The 16,378-nt window shown below is 58.2% G+C and carries 12 protein-coding genes; all 12 read right to left on the bottom strand.

Annotated elements, in window-relative coordinates; all coding sequences use genetic code 11:
* Window position 1: 1 nt before the first annotated feature.
* Window positions 2–277, bottom strand: coding sequence for a 30S ribosomal protein S19 (gene rpsS / locus BM079_RS03435; protein ID WP_008959165.1), 276 nt, complete (start codon window positions 275–277; stop codon window positions 2–4).
* A gap of 44 nt (window positions 278–321) precedes the next feature.
* On the bottom strand, window positions 322–1,149 hold the full coding sequence (rplB, locus tag BM079_RS03430) for a 50S ribosomal protein L2 (RefSeq protein WP_090130889.1): 828 nt from the start codon (window positions 1,147–1,149) through the stop codon (window positions 322–324).
* A 16-nt stretch (window positions 1,150–1,165) separates the two neighbouring features.
* Window positions 1,166–1,462 (bottom strand): 50S ribosomal protein L23, encoded by a 297-nt coding sequence (gene rplW / locus BM079_RS03425; protein WP_086620792.1) that lies wholly within the window; start codon window positions 1,460–1,462, stop codon window positions 1,166–1,168.
* Window positions 1,459–2,067: a 50S ribosomal protein L4 gene (gene rplD, locus BM079_RS03420; RefSeq protein ID WP_090130887.1), complete on the bottom strand. Its 609-nt coding sequence runs from the start codon at window positions 2,065–2,067 to the stop codon at window positions 1,459–1,461. Before rplD ends, rplW begins: the two co-directional genes overlap by 4 nt.
* Before the next feature lie 13 nt (window positions 2,068–2,080).
* Window positions 2,081–2,719, bottom strand: a complete 639-nt coding sequence (gene rplC / locus BM079_RS03415; RefSeq protein WP_090130885.1) for a 50S ribosomal protein L3 — start codon at window positions 2,717–2,719, stop codon at window positions 2,081–2,083.
* A 142-nt stretch (window positions 2,720–2,861) separates the two neighbouring features.
* On the bottom strand, window positions 2,862–3,173 hold the full coding sequence (gene rpsJ / locus BM079_RS03410) for a 30S ribosomal protein S10 (RefSeq protein ID WP_090130883.1): 312 nt from the start codon (window positions 3,171–3,173) through the stop codon (window positions 2,862–2,864).
* Between the two features lie 170 nt (window positions 3,174–3,343).
* A complete protein-coding gene (gene tuf, locus BM079_RS03405; protein ID WP_090130880.1) occupies window positions 3,344–4,537 on the bottom strand; it encodes an elongation factor Tu in 1,194 nt (397 codons plus the stop codon).
* Window positions 4,538–4,567: 30 nt separating this feature from the next.
* Window positions 4,568–6,685 (bottom strand): elongation factor G, encoded by a 2,118-nt coding sequence (gene fusA / locus BM079_RS03400; protein WP_090130878.1) that lies wholly within the window; start codon window positions 6,683–6,685, stop codon window positions 4,568–4,570.
* 48 nt (window positions 6,686–6,733) lie between these two features.
* On the bottom strand, window positions 6,734–7,204 hold the full coding sequence (gene rpsG, locus BM079_RS03395; protein ID WP_090130875.1) for a 30S ribosomal protein S7: 471 nt from the start codon (window positions 7,202–7,204) through the stop codon (window positions 6,734–6,736).
* 109 nt (window positions 7,205–7,313) lie between these two features.
* Window positions 7,314–7,688, bottom strand: a complete 375-nt coding sequence (gene rpsL, locus BM079_RS03390) for a 30S ribosomal protein S12 (RefSeq protein ID WP_090130873.1) — start codon at window positions 7,686–7,688, stop codon at window positions 7,314–7,316.
* A 150-nt stretch (window positions 7,689–7,838) separates the two neighbouring features.
* A complete protein-coding gene (rpoC, locus tag BM079_RS03385; RefSeq protein WP_090130871.1) occupies window positions 7,839–12,053 on the bottom strand; it encodes a DNA-directed RNA polymerase subunit beta' in 4,215 nt (1,404 codons plus the stop codon).
* Between the two features lie 83 nt (window positions 12,054–12,136).
* Window positions 12,137–16,213: a DNA-directed RNA polymerase subunit beta gene (rpoB, locus tag BM079_RS03380; RefSeq protein ID WP_090130869.1), complete on the bottom strand. Its 4,077-nt coding sequence runs from the start codon at window positions 16,211–16,213 to the stop codon at window positions 12,137–12,139.
* Between the last annotated feature and the right edge of the window lie 165 nt (window positions 16,214–16,378).

Below are 16,378 nucleotides of genomic sequence, written 5' to 3'. Positions count from 1 at the left end.
CTTACCGCTTGGCTTTCTTGTCAGCCGCGTGACCGCGATAGGTGCGGGTGGCAGCAAATTCGCCCAGCTTGTGGCCCACCATCTCTTCAGAGACATGAACCGGTACATGCTGGCGACCGTTATGGACAGCAATGGTGAGTCCTACCATGTTCGGCAGAATCATAGAGCGACGCGACCAGGTCTTGATCGGTTTGCGGTCGCTCTTTTCCACAGCCGCCTCAACCTTCTTCAAAAGATGAAGGTCAATGAAGGGACCTTTCTTAAGTGAACGTGGCACAGCCGTTACCCCTTAAATACTGATGTTTGGCCTTGCGGCACCGTTTATCTGGCTTTGCGACGACGCACGATAAGCTTGTCGGTACGCTTGTTCTTGCGCGTCTTGTGACCCTTGGTCGGAATACCCCAGGGCGTGACCGGATGACGGCCACCGCTGGTGCGACCTTCACCACCGCCATGCGGGTGATCTACCGGGTTCATCGCAACGCCGCGAACGGTCGGACGTACGCCTCTCCAGCGCTTGGCACCGGCCTTGCCGAGCTGCCCAAGGCTGTGCTCGGAGTTACCGACCTCACCCAGAGTGGCGCGACATTCCGCCAGAATGCGACGCATCTCGCCGCTGCGCAGACGCACGGTGGCATAGTTGCCTTCGCGAGCAACCAGCTGAGCGCTGGTACCGGCGCTACGTACAAGCTGAGCGCCCTTGCCGGGCTTGAGCTCGATGCAGTGAATGGTCGAACCCACCGGCACATTGCGCAGCGGCAGCGCGTTGCCCTGACGAATCGGTGCGTTGACACCCGACTCGAGGCGATCGCCTTCTGCAACACCCTTCGGGGCAATGATGTAACGGCGTTCACCGTCCATGTACTTCAGCAGTGCAATGTGTGCGCTGCGATTCGGATCGTATTCAAGGCGCTCGACGACAGCAGGTACGCCATCCTTGTTGCGCTTGAAATCCACCAGACGATAGTGCTGGCGATTACCACCACCCACATGACGGGTAGTGATACGACCATTGTTGTTACGACCACCCGAACGAGACTGTGCTTCGGTCAGCGCCGCATGCGGACGCCCCTTGTACAGCCCTTCGGTAACGACCTTCACCTTGTGGCGACGGCCGGCGGACGTGGGTTTTGTCTTGACTACTGCCATGATCCGTTCTCCTGCCTCACTCGGCGCCGGTGAAGTCTTCGAGCGTTTCGCCCGCAGCCAGGGTGACGTAGGCCTTGCGGTAACCGCTGCGATGACCTTCGCCACGAGCGTTGCGCTTGACCTTGCCCTTCATGTTCAGGACCTGGACGCTGTCGACCTTCTTTTCAAAAAGCGCTTCTACAGCCTTCTTGATTTCGGGCTTGGTGGCATCACTGGCGACCTTGAAAACATACTGATTACGCTCGGCGGCGTAAGCAGCCTTTTCGGTCATGTGCGGACCAAGCAGCACCTGGAATACGCGTTCCTGATTCATGCCAGCTTCTCCTCGAACTTGCGGAGGGCGGGTACGGTCATCAGCACCTTGTCATAGGCGATCAGGCTGACAGGATCCGCGCTCGACGCTTCGACCACGTCCACGTTGGGAATATTGCGAGCGGCCAGATAAAGGTTCTGATCCATCTCATCGGTCACGATCAGCACCTTCTCCAGACCCAGCTCGGCAAGACGACCAACCAGCTGCTTTGTCTTGGGGCTGTCGACGGTGAAGGCATCAACTGCAACAAGACGTTCCTGGCGCACGAGCTCCGAGAGAATGGAGCGCATGGCGGCGCGATACATCTTGCGATTGACCTTCTGGGAGTGATCCTGCGGACGAGCCGCAAAGGTCACACCACCGGTACGCCAGATCGGCGAACGGATAGTGCCGGCACGAGCGCGGCCGGTGCCCTTCTGACGCCACGGCTTCTTGCCACCGCCGCTGACATCGGAACGGTTTTTCTGTGCACGGGTGCCCTGACGTGCGCCTGCCATATAGGCAGTCACGACCTGGTGTACCAGCGCTTCGTTGAAATCCTTGCCAAAGGTATCGTCGGAAATCTCGACGGCTCCGGCTCCTGCACCTGCAAGATTGAGATTCATCGTTATCTACCCCTCAGCGAGCTTTGACAGCGGTGCGCACGATCACATCGCTACCGGCAGCACCAGGTACGGCGCCCTTGACCAGCAGCAGATTGCGTTCGGCGTCAACACGGACAATTTCAAGGCTCTGAACGGTGACACGCTCGTTACCCATCTGACCGGCCATCTTTTTGCCCTTGAAGACGCGACCCGGCGTCTGGCACTGACCGATGGAACCCGGCGCACGATGCGACAGTGAGTTACCGTGAGTATTGTCCTGCGTGCGGAAATTCCAGCGCTTTACTGAGCCCTGGAAACCCTTGCCCTTTGACGTACCAGTAACGTCAATGAGCTGGCCTGCTTCGAAGAGAGATACGGTGAGTTCGCTTCCAGCCTGCGGGTCTTCATCGCCTTCGGAAAGACGAAATTCCGCCAGGAAACGACCGGCTTCAACACCTGCACTGGCATATTGCCCGGCGATTGCCCTGGTGAGGTGCTTGGCCTTGCGCGAGCCAGCAGTAACCTGAACGGCACGGTAGCCATCAGACTCGAGGGTCTTGATGCGCGTGACGCGGTTGGGCTCGACTTCAATAACGGTTACCGGCACGGATGCGCCGTCTTCGGTGAAGATGCGGGTCATACCGCTCTTCTTACCGACCAAACCGATAGACATGTTCAGTCTCCTTTAGTGTACGGGGCTATCACCCGCTATGGCTGCCCTTTCCAGAGCATTCCACTAGCACATTGTGTGACGCCATCACGGCGTGAGCGGCCGGAATTGAATTCCGAGTGCCGCATAAGTGACTAGTGTTGGGTTAATCAACCTTGATCTGCACGTCCACACCGGCGGCGAGATCAAGCTTCATCAGGGCATCAACCGTTTTCTCGGTCGGCTCAACGATATCCAGCACACGCTTGTGAGTACGGATTTCATACTGATCGCGCGCGTCCTTGTTGACGTGAGGAGAGATCAGAATGGTATAGCGCTCGCGTTTGGTAGGCAGCGGAATAGGACCGCGAACCTGCGCACCCGTGCGCTTGGCAGTATCCACAATTTCCTGTGCAGACTGATCGATGAGACGATGATCAAAGGCTTTCAAGCGAATGCGAATTTTCTGGTTCTGCATTACCCGGGACTCCAGGGAAATTCAAGACGATGTCGGACGCCGATGGGCGCCTGACCGCCTACGCACGTCTCAAAAGGATGCGCATTATAGGCAGGCACTCGCTCAGAGTCAAACATGCATATGACAAAGGGGCCTCCGGACGGAGGCCCCTTTAGATTTCGAGCAAGAAATTACTCGACGATCTTGGCGACAACACCGGCGCCAACAGTACGACCGCCTTCGCGGATGGCGAAGCGCAGGCCATCTTCCATGGCGATCGGAGCGATCAGGGTAACAACCATCTTGACGTTGTCGCCCGGCATGACCATTTCGACACCTTCCGGCAGTTCACAGGTACCAGTCACGTCAGTGGTACGGAAGTAGAACTGCGGACGATAGCCCTTGAAGAACGGAGTGTGACGGCCGCCTTCTTCCTTGGACAGGATGTAGACTTCGGACTCGAACTTGGTGTGCGGCTTGATGCTGCCTGGCTTGGCCAGAACCTGACCGCGCTCGACGTCATCACGCTTGGTGCCACGCAGCAGCGCACCAACGTTCTCACCGGCACGACCTTCGTCGAGCAGCTTGCGGAACATCTCGACACCGGTAACGGTGGTCTTGACAGTGTCCTGAAGACCGATGATCTCGACTTCTTCACCAGTCTTGACGATGCCGCGCTCAACACGACCGGTTACAACGGTACCACGACCGGAGATGGAGAAGACGTCTTCGATCGGCATCAGGAACGGCTGATCGATGGCGCGCTCGGGCTCGGGAATGTACTCATCCATGGCGCGAACCAGGTTGGCAACGGCGGTAGTGCCCATGCCGTTGTCGTCCTTGCCATCGAGCGCCATCAGAGCGGAGCCGATGATAATCGGCGTGTCGTCGCCCGGGAAGTCGTACTCGGACAGGAGTTCACGGACTTCCATTTCGACCAGCTCGAGCAGCTCTTCGTCATCGACCATGTCTGCCTTGTTCAGGAAGACAACGATGAACGGAACGCCAACCTGGCGAGACAGCAGGATGTGCTCGCGAGTCTGCGGCATCGGGCCGTCAGCTGCGGAACAGACCAGGATAGCGCCGTCCATCTGGGCAGCACCGGTGATCATGTTCTTGACGTAGTCAGCGTGCCCCGGGCAGTCAACGTGCGCGTAATGGCGCAGTTCGGACTGATACTCAACGTGTGCTGTCGAGATGGTGATACCACGCTCGCGCTCTTCAGGAGCGTTGTCGATGGTATCAAATGCACGCCAGTCACCGCCGAATACTTCGGCAGAAACACGTGTCAGGGCTGCAGTCAGCGTAGTCTTGCCATGGTCAACGTGACCGATGGTGCCTACGTTTACGTGCGTTTTGGAACGTTCAAATTTTTCCTTGGCCACTGCTATAACCTCTTTGTCAGCTAACGGTTATCATTTCTGGTTGATGACGGCTTCGACGATGCTGGACGGTGCCTCATCGTACTTCGCAAACTCCATGGAGTAGCTTGCGCGGCCCTGGGTCTGAGAACGCAGATCGGTCGCGTAACCGAACATCTCACCCAGCGGCACCATGGCACGGATAACCTTACCGGAGGTAGTGTCATCCATACCCTGAACAAGACCACGCCGACGGTTAAGGTCGCCCATGACATCACCCATGAAGTCCTCGGGTGTTACCACTTCGACGCTCATCACCGGCTCGAGCAGTACTGCTCCGGCCTTGCGTGCGCCCTCCTTGATTGCCATCGACGAGGCAACCTTGAAGGCATTCTCATTGGAGTCGACGTCGTGATAGGAACCGTCATACAGCGCTACCTTGACGTTGATCATCGGATAACCGGCGATGACACCGTTCTGCAGCTGCTCAAAGGCACCCTTCTCGACTGCCGGCACATATTCCTTGGGTACTACACCACCAACGATCTCGGAGCTGAACTTGAAGGTCATTTCCGGATCGTCACCGCGGTCTTCGTCTGTCAGCGGCTCAATGCGCAGGTAGACATGACCGAACTGGCCACGACCACCGGACTGACGAACGAACTTGCCTTCCTGCTCGACGCTCTTCTTGATCGTCTCGCGATAGGCCACCTGCGGCTTGCCGATATTGGCCTCGACCTTGAACTCGCGACGCATGCGGTCAACGAGAATGTCCAGGTGAAGCTCACCCATACCGGAAATGATGGTCTGTCCGGTTTCTTCGTCGGTCTGAACGCGGAAGGAGGGATCTTCCTGAGCCAGCTTGCCCAGTGCGATACCCATCTTTTCCTGATCTGCCTTGGACTTGGGCTCAACGGCTACCGAGATCACCGGCTCCGGAAACTCCATGCGCTCGAGCACGATCCTGGAGTTCGGGTCACAAAGCGTGTCACCGGTTGTGACATCCTTGAGGCCGACACAGGCCGCGATATCACCCGCGTAAACCTGCTTGATCTCCTGACGGCTGTTGGAGTGCATCTGAACGATACGACCAACACGCTCACGCTTGTCCTTCACGGAGTTGTAAACCTGGTCGCCCGAGTTGAGCACACCGGAATACACGCGAATGAACGTCAGCGTCCCGACGAAGGGGTCGGTTGCGATCTTGAACGCCAGTGAGGAGAACGGTGCGCTGTCATCGGCTTCACGAGTCTCGATGGTGCCTGCGGCGTCATCCAGCTCACCTTCGATCGCCTTGACTTCAGTCGGCGATGGCAGGTACTCGATGACCGCATCCAGCATGGCCTGTACGCCCTTGTTTTTGAACGCGGAGCCACAGGTAACCAGTACGATTTCGTTATCCAGCGTACGGCGGCGCAGACCGGCCTTGATTTCCTCGATGGAAAGCTCGCCCTCTTCGAGGTACTTTTCCATCAGTTCTTCAGAAGCTTCGGCGGCAGATTCGACCATGTGCTCGTGCCATTCCTGAGCCGTATCCTGCAGCTCTTCCGGAATGTCAACCAGATCATAGGTCATGCCACGATCGTCTTCGTTCCAGAGAATGGCCTTCATCTGGAGCAGATCGATGACGCCCTTGAAGTCGTCTTCTGCACCCCAGTTGATCTGGATCGGCACGGCGTTGGCGCCTAGGCGCTTGCGCATCTGCTCGACAACCATGAAGAAGTCAGCGCCGGCACGGTCCATCTTGTTGACGAACACCATGCGCGGAACTTCGTAGCGGTTGGCCTGACGCCAGACGGTTTCGGTCTGCGGCTGAACACCGGAGCTGCCGCACAGCACGACGATCGCGCCATCAAGTACACGCAGGGAACGCTCGACTTCGATGGTGAAGTCAACGTGCCCGGGCGTGTCGATGATATTGATGCGATGCTCATCGAACTGCTGATTCATGCCGCGCCAGAAGCAGGTCGTTGCAGCAGAAGTGATGGTGATACCACGCTCCTGCTCCTGCTCCATCCAGTCCATGACGGCAGCGCCTTCGTGAACCTCACCGATCTTGTGAGAAAGACCGGTGTAAAAGAGCACGCGTTCGGTCGTTGTTGTCTTGCCGGCATCAACGTGGGCGCAGATACCGATATTGCGGTAGCGCTTGAGAGGAGTCTTGCGTGCCACGATAGCGTATCCTGTAGTTGGAAGCGCCTTCGCTGGAAGGCGTTTCTATTAGAAGCGGTAGTGAGAGAAGGCCTTGTTGGCTTCTGCCATACGGTGAACGTCTTCACGCTTCTTGACAGCAGCACCCTTACCCTCGGCAGCATCCATCATCTCACCGGCCAGCCTTTGCACCATGGTCTTTTCACCACGGTTGCGGGCGGCATCCACCATCCAGCGCATGGCCAGCGCCTGACGGCGAGAAGGACGCACTTCAACAGGTACCTGATAGGTAGCACCGCCAACGCGACGTGATTTAACCTCGACCATGGGCTGGATAGCTTCCAGGGCCTTGTCGAAGATGTCCAGCGGCTCATCATTGGAGCGTTCGGCGACCCGATCCAGCGCACCATAAACGATACGCTCGGCGACGGACTTCTTGCCGCTGACCATCAGGTGGTTCATGAACTTGGCCAGGCGCTCGCTTCCAAACTTGGGATCCGGAAGGATTTCGCGCTTCGCCGCAATACGTCTTCTAGGCATGATAAGCCCTCAGTCAGAAGAGTCTTTCAGGTAAACCCGGGACCAAACACCTCAGGGTGCGCTGCCCGGCCTTACTCTTATCAGACCGTGTAAATTTTGTAGGTACGGATCAGGACTTCGGCTTCTTGGTGCCGTACTTCGAACGTGCCTGCCTGCGATTCTGAACGCCGGAAGTATCCAGCGCACCACGTACCGTGTGGTAGCGCACACCCGGAAGGTCCTTGACGCGGCCGCCGCGGATCAGAACAACGGAGTGTTCCTGAAGGTTATGGCCTTCACCGCCGATATACGAGGACACCTCGTAACCGTTGGTCAGGCGAACACGACAGACCTTACGCAGTGCCGAGTTCGGCTTTTTCGGTGTCGTCGTATAAACACGTGTGCAGACACCGCGACGCTGCGGGCAGGCCTGAAGCGCGGGGACGTCGCTTTTGGCCTGCTGGCGCTTGCGGGGCTTGCGCACCAGCTGATTAATCGTTGCCATAAAAGGCTCGCTCCAATGATGATGATACAAAACAGCAGGAACAGGACGCACCTGCCCCTACTGTTAAAGGCTGCGAATTCTAAGGGGTCGCCTGCAAGAGCGTCAAGCCCTGCGCCGTATTCAACGCAGGGCTCTTCGCTCTCCTAGCCCCTAGAGGTCATCGTCGGCATCCAGCGCGGTCAGATGCTCACCCAGCTGCTGCTCGACATCGTAGGCTGAAGGATGCGCATCCTGCAGGGCGCCCTCCTTCCTGCGACGACGTTCGGCATGATGAGTAAGACCTGTACCTGCCGGGATCAGACGACCCACAACCACGTTTTCCTTCAGACCACGCAGATAGTCGCGCTTGCCGGTCACGGCAGCCTCGGTCAGTACGCGCGTGGTCTCCTGGAAGGAAGCCGCCGAAATAAAGGATTCGGTAGCCAGCGACGCCTTGGTGATACCCAGCAGGACACGGTCATACCTGGCCGGGAACTTCTCCTGCTCGTGCAGACGTGCGTTTTCTGCCAGAACGCGTACCAGCTCTACCTGATCACCCGGAATCAGCGTGCTGTCGCCCGCATCGATGATCTCTACCTTGCGCAGCATCTGACGCACGATGACTTCGATGTGCTTGTCGTTGATGCCAACACCCTGCAGGCGATAGACGTCCTGAATCTCTGCCGTGATGTACTTTGCAAGCTCACTGACACCCAGAAGACGCAGGATGTCGTGCGGGTTACTCGGGCCGTCGGAGATGACCTCACCACGCTCGACGGTCTCACCCTCGAAGACCCCGATCTGACGCCACTTGGGGATCAGCATTTCGATCGGATCGCCATCAGCCGGCGTGATCATCAGACGACGCTTGCCCTTGGTCTCCTTGCCAAAGGTAATGGTACCCGTGGCTTCGGCCAGTACTGCGGCCTCCTTGGGCTTGCGCGCCTCGAACAGGTCAGCGACGCGCGGCAGACCACCGGTGATGTCCTTGTTACCGGAGGCTTCTACCGGAATACGGGCCACGACTTCACCAATGCCGATCGCGGCACCGTCATCAACAGAGACAACGGCATTGCCCGGCAGCATGTACTGAACCGGGGTGTTGGAGCCTGGCAGTGATACGGCCTCGCCATGCTCGTCCTGCAGCATGATCATCGGACGCTTGTCGCGACCCGAGGTCGGACGGTTACCCGATTCGATGACCTCGATGGAGGAAAGACCGGTCATCTCATCAACGCTTCTGTTGATGGTGACGTTCTCTTCCATGTCGGTGAACTGAACGCGACCTTCCACTTCCGACACGATCGGATGCGTGTGAGGGTCCCACTTGGCCACCACCTGACCCGAGTCGACCGAATCACCGTCCTTGATGGACAGCTCGGCACCGTACGGCAGCTTGTAGTACTCGCGTTCGCGACCGTGTTCATCGGCAACTGCCAGCGCACTGGAGCGCGAGACCACGACCAGCTTGCCGTCGCTGCGTTCAACATGCTTCATGTTGTGCAGACGTACCTTGCCACCGTGCTTGACCTGGACGCTGTCCACGGCCGAGGCACGCGAGGCTGCACCACCAATGTGGAAGGTACGCATGGTCAGCTGGGTACCCGGCTCGCCGATCGACTGTGCCGCGATGACCCCCACCGATTCGCCGACGTTGACCACATGCCCGCGGGCCAGATCACGGCCATAGCAGGAGGAACAGACGCCGTGCGCGGTTTCACAGGTGATGGTCGAGCGAACCACGATCTCGTCGACACCCATGGTATCGAGACGGTTGCACCAGGCTTCATCCAGCAGGGTGTTGCGCGGAATCAGCACTTCCTGTGTTTCCGGATCCACCACGTCACGCGCTACTACGCGGCCCAGAACACGCTCGGCCAGCGAAACGATGATGTCGCCGCCCTCGATGACCGGATGCAGGGTCAGGCCTTCCTCGGTACCGCAATCGGCTTCGGTGACCACCACGTCCTGCGCCACGTCAACCAGACGACGCGTCAGATAACCGGAGTTGGCGGTTTTCAGTGCCGTGTCCGCCAGACCCTTACGAGCACCGTGCGTCGAGATAAAGTATTGCAGTACGTTCAGACCTTCACGGAAGTTGGCCGTGATCGGCGTCTCGATGATCGAGCCATCCGGCTTGGCCATCAGACCACGCATGCCGGCGAGCTGACGGATCTGGGCGGCGCTACCACGAGCGCCCGAGTCGGCCATGATGAAGACGCTGTTGAACGATTCCTGCTCAACCTCGTTGCCTTCGCGATCGGTAACCATCTCTTTCGAGATGCCGGTCATCATGGCGCGGGCCACCTTGTCGTTGGCCTTGGACCAGATATCGATGACCTTGTTGTACTTTTCGCCGGCGGTCACAAGACCCGAGGAGAACTGGTCCTCGATCTCCTTGACCTCTTCCTCGGCCGCTTCAATGATCTCCTTCTTGGAGTCGGGGATCACGAAGTCGTTGACGCCGATGGAGGCACCCGACCATGTGGCCAGACGGAAGCCGGTATACATCAGTTGGTCGGCGAAGATGACGGTTTCCTTCAGCCCCACCAGACGGTAGCCGGCATTGATCAGCTGGGAAATCGCCTTTTTCTTCATCGAGCGATTGATCATGTCAAACGGCATGCCGCGCGGAAGGATGCGATACAGCAGCGCACGACCAACGGTGGTGTCCTTGACCGACACATGCTCGACCAGCTCGCCGCTCTCGTCATCACGCGACCATTCGCTCAGACGCACGCGGATGCGAGCATGCAGTGCAACGCTCTGGGTGCCGAAAGCACGCTCGACCTCGTTGAGGTCCGAGAAGGCCATTCCTTCACCTTTGGCACCGATACGCTCGCGGGTCATGTAGTAAAGACCCAGCACGACGTCCTGAGACGGAACGATGATCGGATCACCGTTGGCCGGAGACAGAACGTTGTTGGTCGACATCATCAACGCGCGCGCTTCCAGCTGGGATTCCAGCGTCAGCGGCACGTGCACGGCCATCTGGTCACCGTCAAAGTCGGCGTTATAGGCGGCACAGACCAGCGGGTGCAGCTGAATGGCCTTGCCCTCGATCAGCATCGGCTCAAAGGCCTGGATGCCGAGACGGTGCAGGGTCGGTGCGCGGTTGAGCAGTACCGGATGCTCGCGAATGACGTCGGCGAGAATGTCCCACACCTCGGGCATTTCGCGTTCGACCATCTTCTTGGCCGCCTTGATGGTCGAGGCCTGACCGCTACCCTGCAGCTTCGAATAGATGAACGGCTTGAAAAGCTCGAGCGCCATTTTCTTGGGCAGGCCGCACTGGTGCAGACGCAGCGTCGGACCAACGGTGATGACCGAACGGCCGGAATAGTCGACACGCTTGCCCAGAAGGTTCTGACGGAAACGACCCTGCTTGCCCTTGATCATGTCGGCCAGCGACTTCAGCGGACGCTTGTTGGAGCCCGTGATCGCACGACCGCGACGACCGTTATCCAGCAGCGCATCAACCGATTCCTGCAACATGCGCTTTTCGTTGCGCACGATGATGTCCGGCGCCGAAAGATCCAGCAGACGCTTGAGACGGTTGTTACGGTTGATCACACGACGATAGAGGTCGTTGAGATCGGAGGTTGCAAAACGACCACCGTCGAGCGGCACCAGCGGACGCAGATCCGGCGGCAGAACAGGCAGCACTTCCATGACCATCCAGCCCGGATGGTTGCCCGAACGATAGAAGGCTTCCAGCAGCTTGAGACGCTTGGACAGCTTCTTGATCTTGGTGTCCGAATTGGTCTGGGGAATCTCTTCACGCAGACGCTCGATCTCTTCACCAAGATCGATATCGGACAGCAGCGCCTGAACAGCCTCGGCGCCCATGCGAGCATCGAAGTCGTCACCAAACTCTTCAAGCGCTTCGAAATACTGTTCGTCGTTGAGCAGCTGACCGCGTTCGAGCGTGGTCATACCCGGATCGATGACCACAAAGGATTCGAAATACAGCACGCGCTCGATATCGCGCAGGGTCATGTCCAGCAGCAGACCGATACGCGACGGCAGTGACTTCAGAAACCAGATATGGGCAACGGGCGATGCCAGCTCGATGTGGCCCATCCGCTCACGGCGTACGGACGCCTTGGTGACTTCAACGCCACACTTTTCACAGATGATGCCGCGGTGCTTCATGCGCTTGTACTTGCCGCACAGGCACTCGTAATCCTTGACCGGACCAAAAATCTTGGCACAGAACAGGCCATCACGTTCCGGTTTGAACGTGCGGTAGTTGATGGTCTCGGGCTTTTTGACCTCGCCAAACGACCAGCTGCGGATCATGTCCGGAGAAGCAAGCGAAATCCGAATGGCATCAAATTCTTCGGACTGCGCCTGCGATTTAAGAACTTTGACCAGATCTTTCATGGGGTCGGCTCCGTTGCGGAGTTGTCATGAGCGGGGCCCGATTCATCAGAGCCCCGCGGACCTTCATAGGATAAAGGTGGCGCTTAGCCTTCCAGCTCGATGTCGATACCCAGCGAGCGGATTTCCTTGACCAGTACGTTGAAGGATTCAGGCATGCCTGCCTGCATGCTGTGATCACCGTCGACAATGCTCTTGTACATCTTGGTACGCCCTTCAACATCGTCGGACTTGACCGTCAGCATCTCCTGCAGCGTATAGGCTGCGCCGTAGGCTTCGAGTGCCCAGACTTCCATCTCACCGAAGCGCTGGCCGCCGAACTGCGCCTTGCCGCCCAGCGGCTGCTGGGTGACCAGCGAATACGAACCGGTCGAACGAGCATGCATCTTGTCATCCACCAGGTGGTTGAGCTTGAGCATGTACATGTAGCCCACGGTGACCGGACGATCGAATTTCTCGCCGGTACGACCGTCATAGAGATCCATCTGACCGGATTCCGGCAGATCGGCCAGGCTCAGCAGCCCCTTGATCTCCTGCTCGCGAGCACCGTCAAAGACCGGCGTGGCAATCGGGACACCGCCCGACAGGTTTTTGGCCAGCGTCAGTACTTCGTCGTCGCTCAGCTCGTCCAGATTCTCCTGACGCCCGCCACTGGTGTTGTACACCTTGTGGAGATACTCGCGAATCTCGGCCAGCTGCTGGCCACGCGCATCACGCAGCATGCGGTCCAGCTTGCGACCCAGCCCATATGCTGCCATGCCAAGGTGCGTCTCGAGAATCTGACCGACGTTCATTCGCGATGGAACGCCCAGCGGGTTCAACACGAGGTCGACCGGCGTGCCTTCATTGTCAAACGGCATATCTTCGACAGGCATGATGGCCGAGATAACACCCTTGTTACCGTGACGACCGGCCATCTTGTCACCGGGCTGGATACGACGCTTCACAGCCAGATAAACCTTGACGATCTTCAGGACACCCGGCGCCAGATCATCGCCCTGGGTCAGCTTGCGCTTTTTGTCCTCGAAGCGCTCCTCCATCTCCTTGCGACGGGTTTCAAGCTGTTCGTCGGCCTGATGCAGAAGCTCGTTGAGACCATCGTCCTGCAGACGCAGCTTCGACCACTGTGCACGCGGCAGCTCTTCAAGATACTCGTCGGTCAGAACATCGCCCTTGGAGAGACGCGGACCACCATTGACCGCCTGACCGGAAAGGGCGCGCTGCAAACGCTCGTAGGTCGCATTTTCAGCGATACGATAGGTTTCCTGCAGATCCTTGCGGACCTCATCAAGCTGCTGCTGCTCGATGGAAAGCGCACGCGCATCCTTGTCCACGCCGTCACGGGTGAAGACCTGAACGTCGATGACCGTACCGCGCATGCCGGTGGAAGCGCGCAGGGACGTATCCTTCACGTCACTGGCCTTCTCGCCGAAGATGGCACGCAGCAGCTTCTCTTCCGGCGTCAGCTGGGTTTCGCCCTTCGGCGTGACCTTGCCGACCAGAATATCGCCCGGATTGATTTCGGCACCGATGTAGACCACGCCGGACTCGTCGAGCTTGCCCAGTGCAGCCTCGCCCACGTTGGGAATGTCCGATGTAATCTCTTCGGCACCCAGCTTGGTATCACGCGAAACGCAGGTCAGTTCCTGGATGTGGATCGTGGTGAAACGATCCTCCTCCACGACGCGCTCCGAGATCAGCATCGAATCCTCGAAGTTGTAGCCGTTCCAGGGCATGAAAGCGATGCGAATGTTCTGTCCCAGGGCCAGATCACCGGTATCTACCGACGGGCCGTCAGCCAGAATGTCGCCGATGGCGATCTGGTCACCCTGCCGCACGATCGGGCGCTGGTTCTGACAGGTGTTCTGGTTCGAACGCACGTACTTGGTCAGGTTGTAGATATCAACACCGGCTTCACCACCGATGATTTCATCTTCGTTGACCCGGATAACGATACGCTTGGCATCAACGGAATCGACCACGCCGCCACGACGTGCTACGGCACAGACGCCGGAATCACGCGCCACGAAGCGCTCCATGCCCGTTCCGACCAGCGGCTTGTCGGCCTTCAGGGTCGGAACCGCCTGACGCTGCATGTTCGACCCCATCAGGGCGCGGTTGGCGTCATCGTGCTCGAGGAACGGAATCAGGGCAGCAGCCACCGAGACCACCTGGCGCGGCGATACGTCCATCAGGGTCACCTTGTCAGGTGCCATGAAGGTGGTTTCACCGCGGTGACGCACCTGAACCAGATCGTCGATCAGCTGGCCGTTCTCATCCACCGTGGCAGATGCCTGAGCGATGATGAAATCGCCCTCTTCGATCGCCGAGAGATGCACCACTTCATCGGTGACCTGACGGTTCTCTACCTTACGGTAGGGCGTTTCCAGGAAACCGTAGTGGTTGGTGTGGCTGTAGGTGGCCAGCGAGTTGATCAGACCGATGTTCGGACCTTCAGGCGTCTCGATCGGACACAGACGGCCATAGTGCGTAGCGTGAACGTCGCGCACCTCAAAGCCCGCACGCTCACGCGTCAGACCACCCGGCCCGAGCGCGGACACACGACGCTTGTGCGTGACCTCGGACAGCGGGTTGTTCTGGTCCATGAACTGTGAAAGCTGGGAAGAACCGAAGAACTCCTTGACCGCCGCCGCGACAGGCTTGGCATTGATCAGGTCCTGCGGCATCAGGCCTTCGCTTTCAGCCATGGACAGACGTTCCTTGACCGCACGCTCAACGCGCACCAGACCGACACGGAACTGGTTTTCGGCCATCTCGCCAACGCTGCGGATACGACGGTTGCCCAGGTGATCAATATCATCGACATCGCCAAAGCCGTTACGAATATTGATGAGTTCCCTGAGCACATCAATGATATCGTCATGCGTCAGAACACCCGGCCCCTCATCGCTGTCGCGACGCAGGCGGCGGTTGAACTTCATGCGACCCACGCCTGACAGATCATAGCGGTCTTCGCTGAAGAACAGGTTGTTGAACAGCGACTCGGCGGCTTCCTTGGTCGGCGGCTCACCCGGACGCATCATGCGATAGATTTCGACCAGAGCCTCAAGCTGCGAGCCGGTGGAATCCACACGCAGGGTGTCGGAAATAAATGAACCGGTATCGAGATCGTTGGTATACAGCGTTTCGATGCTGGTAATCCCGGCCTGACCGAGCTTTTCAAGCATTTCAAGCGTCAGCTCGGTATTGCAGGCCACCAGCAGCTCGCCGGTATTGGGGTCGACCTGATCCTTGGCCAGCGTCTTGCCGAGCAGGTATTCCATCGGCACGTCGAGTCGGTCAATCCCGGCCTTTTCGAGCTGACGAATGTGCTTCTGGGTGATGCGACGCCCTTCCTCGACGATGACGTTGCCGTCATTGTCGGAAATATCGAAGCTGGCCGTATCGCCACGCAGACGTGCCGGCACCAGTTCAACCGAGAAGCCGTTTCTTTCGACATGATAGACATCGGTATCAAAGAAATGGCCGAGGATGTCTTCAGCGCTATAGCCAAGTGCGCGCATGAGCACCGTCGCCGGCAGCTTGCGGCGGCGGTCGATACGTACGAAGACGTTATCACGCGGATCAAACTCGAAGTCCAGCCAGGAACCACGATAGGGGATGACGCGTGCTGAATACAGCAGCTTGCCCGAGGAGTGGCTCTTGCCCTTGTCGTGATCGAAGAACACGCCCGGGCTGCGGTGGAGCTGAGAAACAATAACGCGCTCGGTACCGTTGACCACAAAGGTACCGTTTTCTGTCATCAGGGGGATCTCCCCCATGTAGACTTCCTGCTCCTTGATATCCTTGATCGCCTTGTTCGAAGACTCGCGATCATAGATGATCAGACGTACCTTGACGCGCAGGGGTGCCGAGTAGGTCACGCCACGCAACTGACATTCCTTGACATCGAAGGCAGGAGTGCCGAAGCGGTAGCTGACATATTCGAGTGCCGCATTGCCCGAAAAGCTTTCGATCGGGAACACGGACTTGAAGGCGGCATGCAGGCCAATATCATGGCGACCTTCAGGGGCACGATCCTGCTGCAGGAAGTCATAATAGGAATCAAGCTGGATGGCCAGCAGGTAGGGCACATCCATTACTTGGGGCAGTTTGCCAAAATCCTTGCGGATGCGTTTTTTCTCAGTGTATGAGTAAGCCATCTGTAATCCCCAGCTTGTTCACCATGAGTGACTGGCGTGATCGGTACACCAGCGGATTGGCTCCATCAGGCGCCAACGGCAAGCCCTCCACAGGAAGACTCGCCGCTTGAAGTTTTCCGGATCGCCTTAGCGTACTGATCCTGTCTGCGAGCACGCTAAGCCCAT

Source organism: Kushneria avicenniae (assembly GCF_900112585.1).
Lineage (GTDB): Bacteria > Pseudomonadota > Gammaproteobacteria > Pseudomonadales > Halomonadaceae > Kushneria > Kushneria avicenniae.
This window is presented reverse-complemented; position numbering and strand designations above follow the sequence as displayed.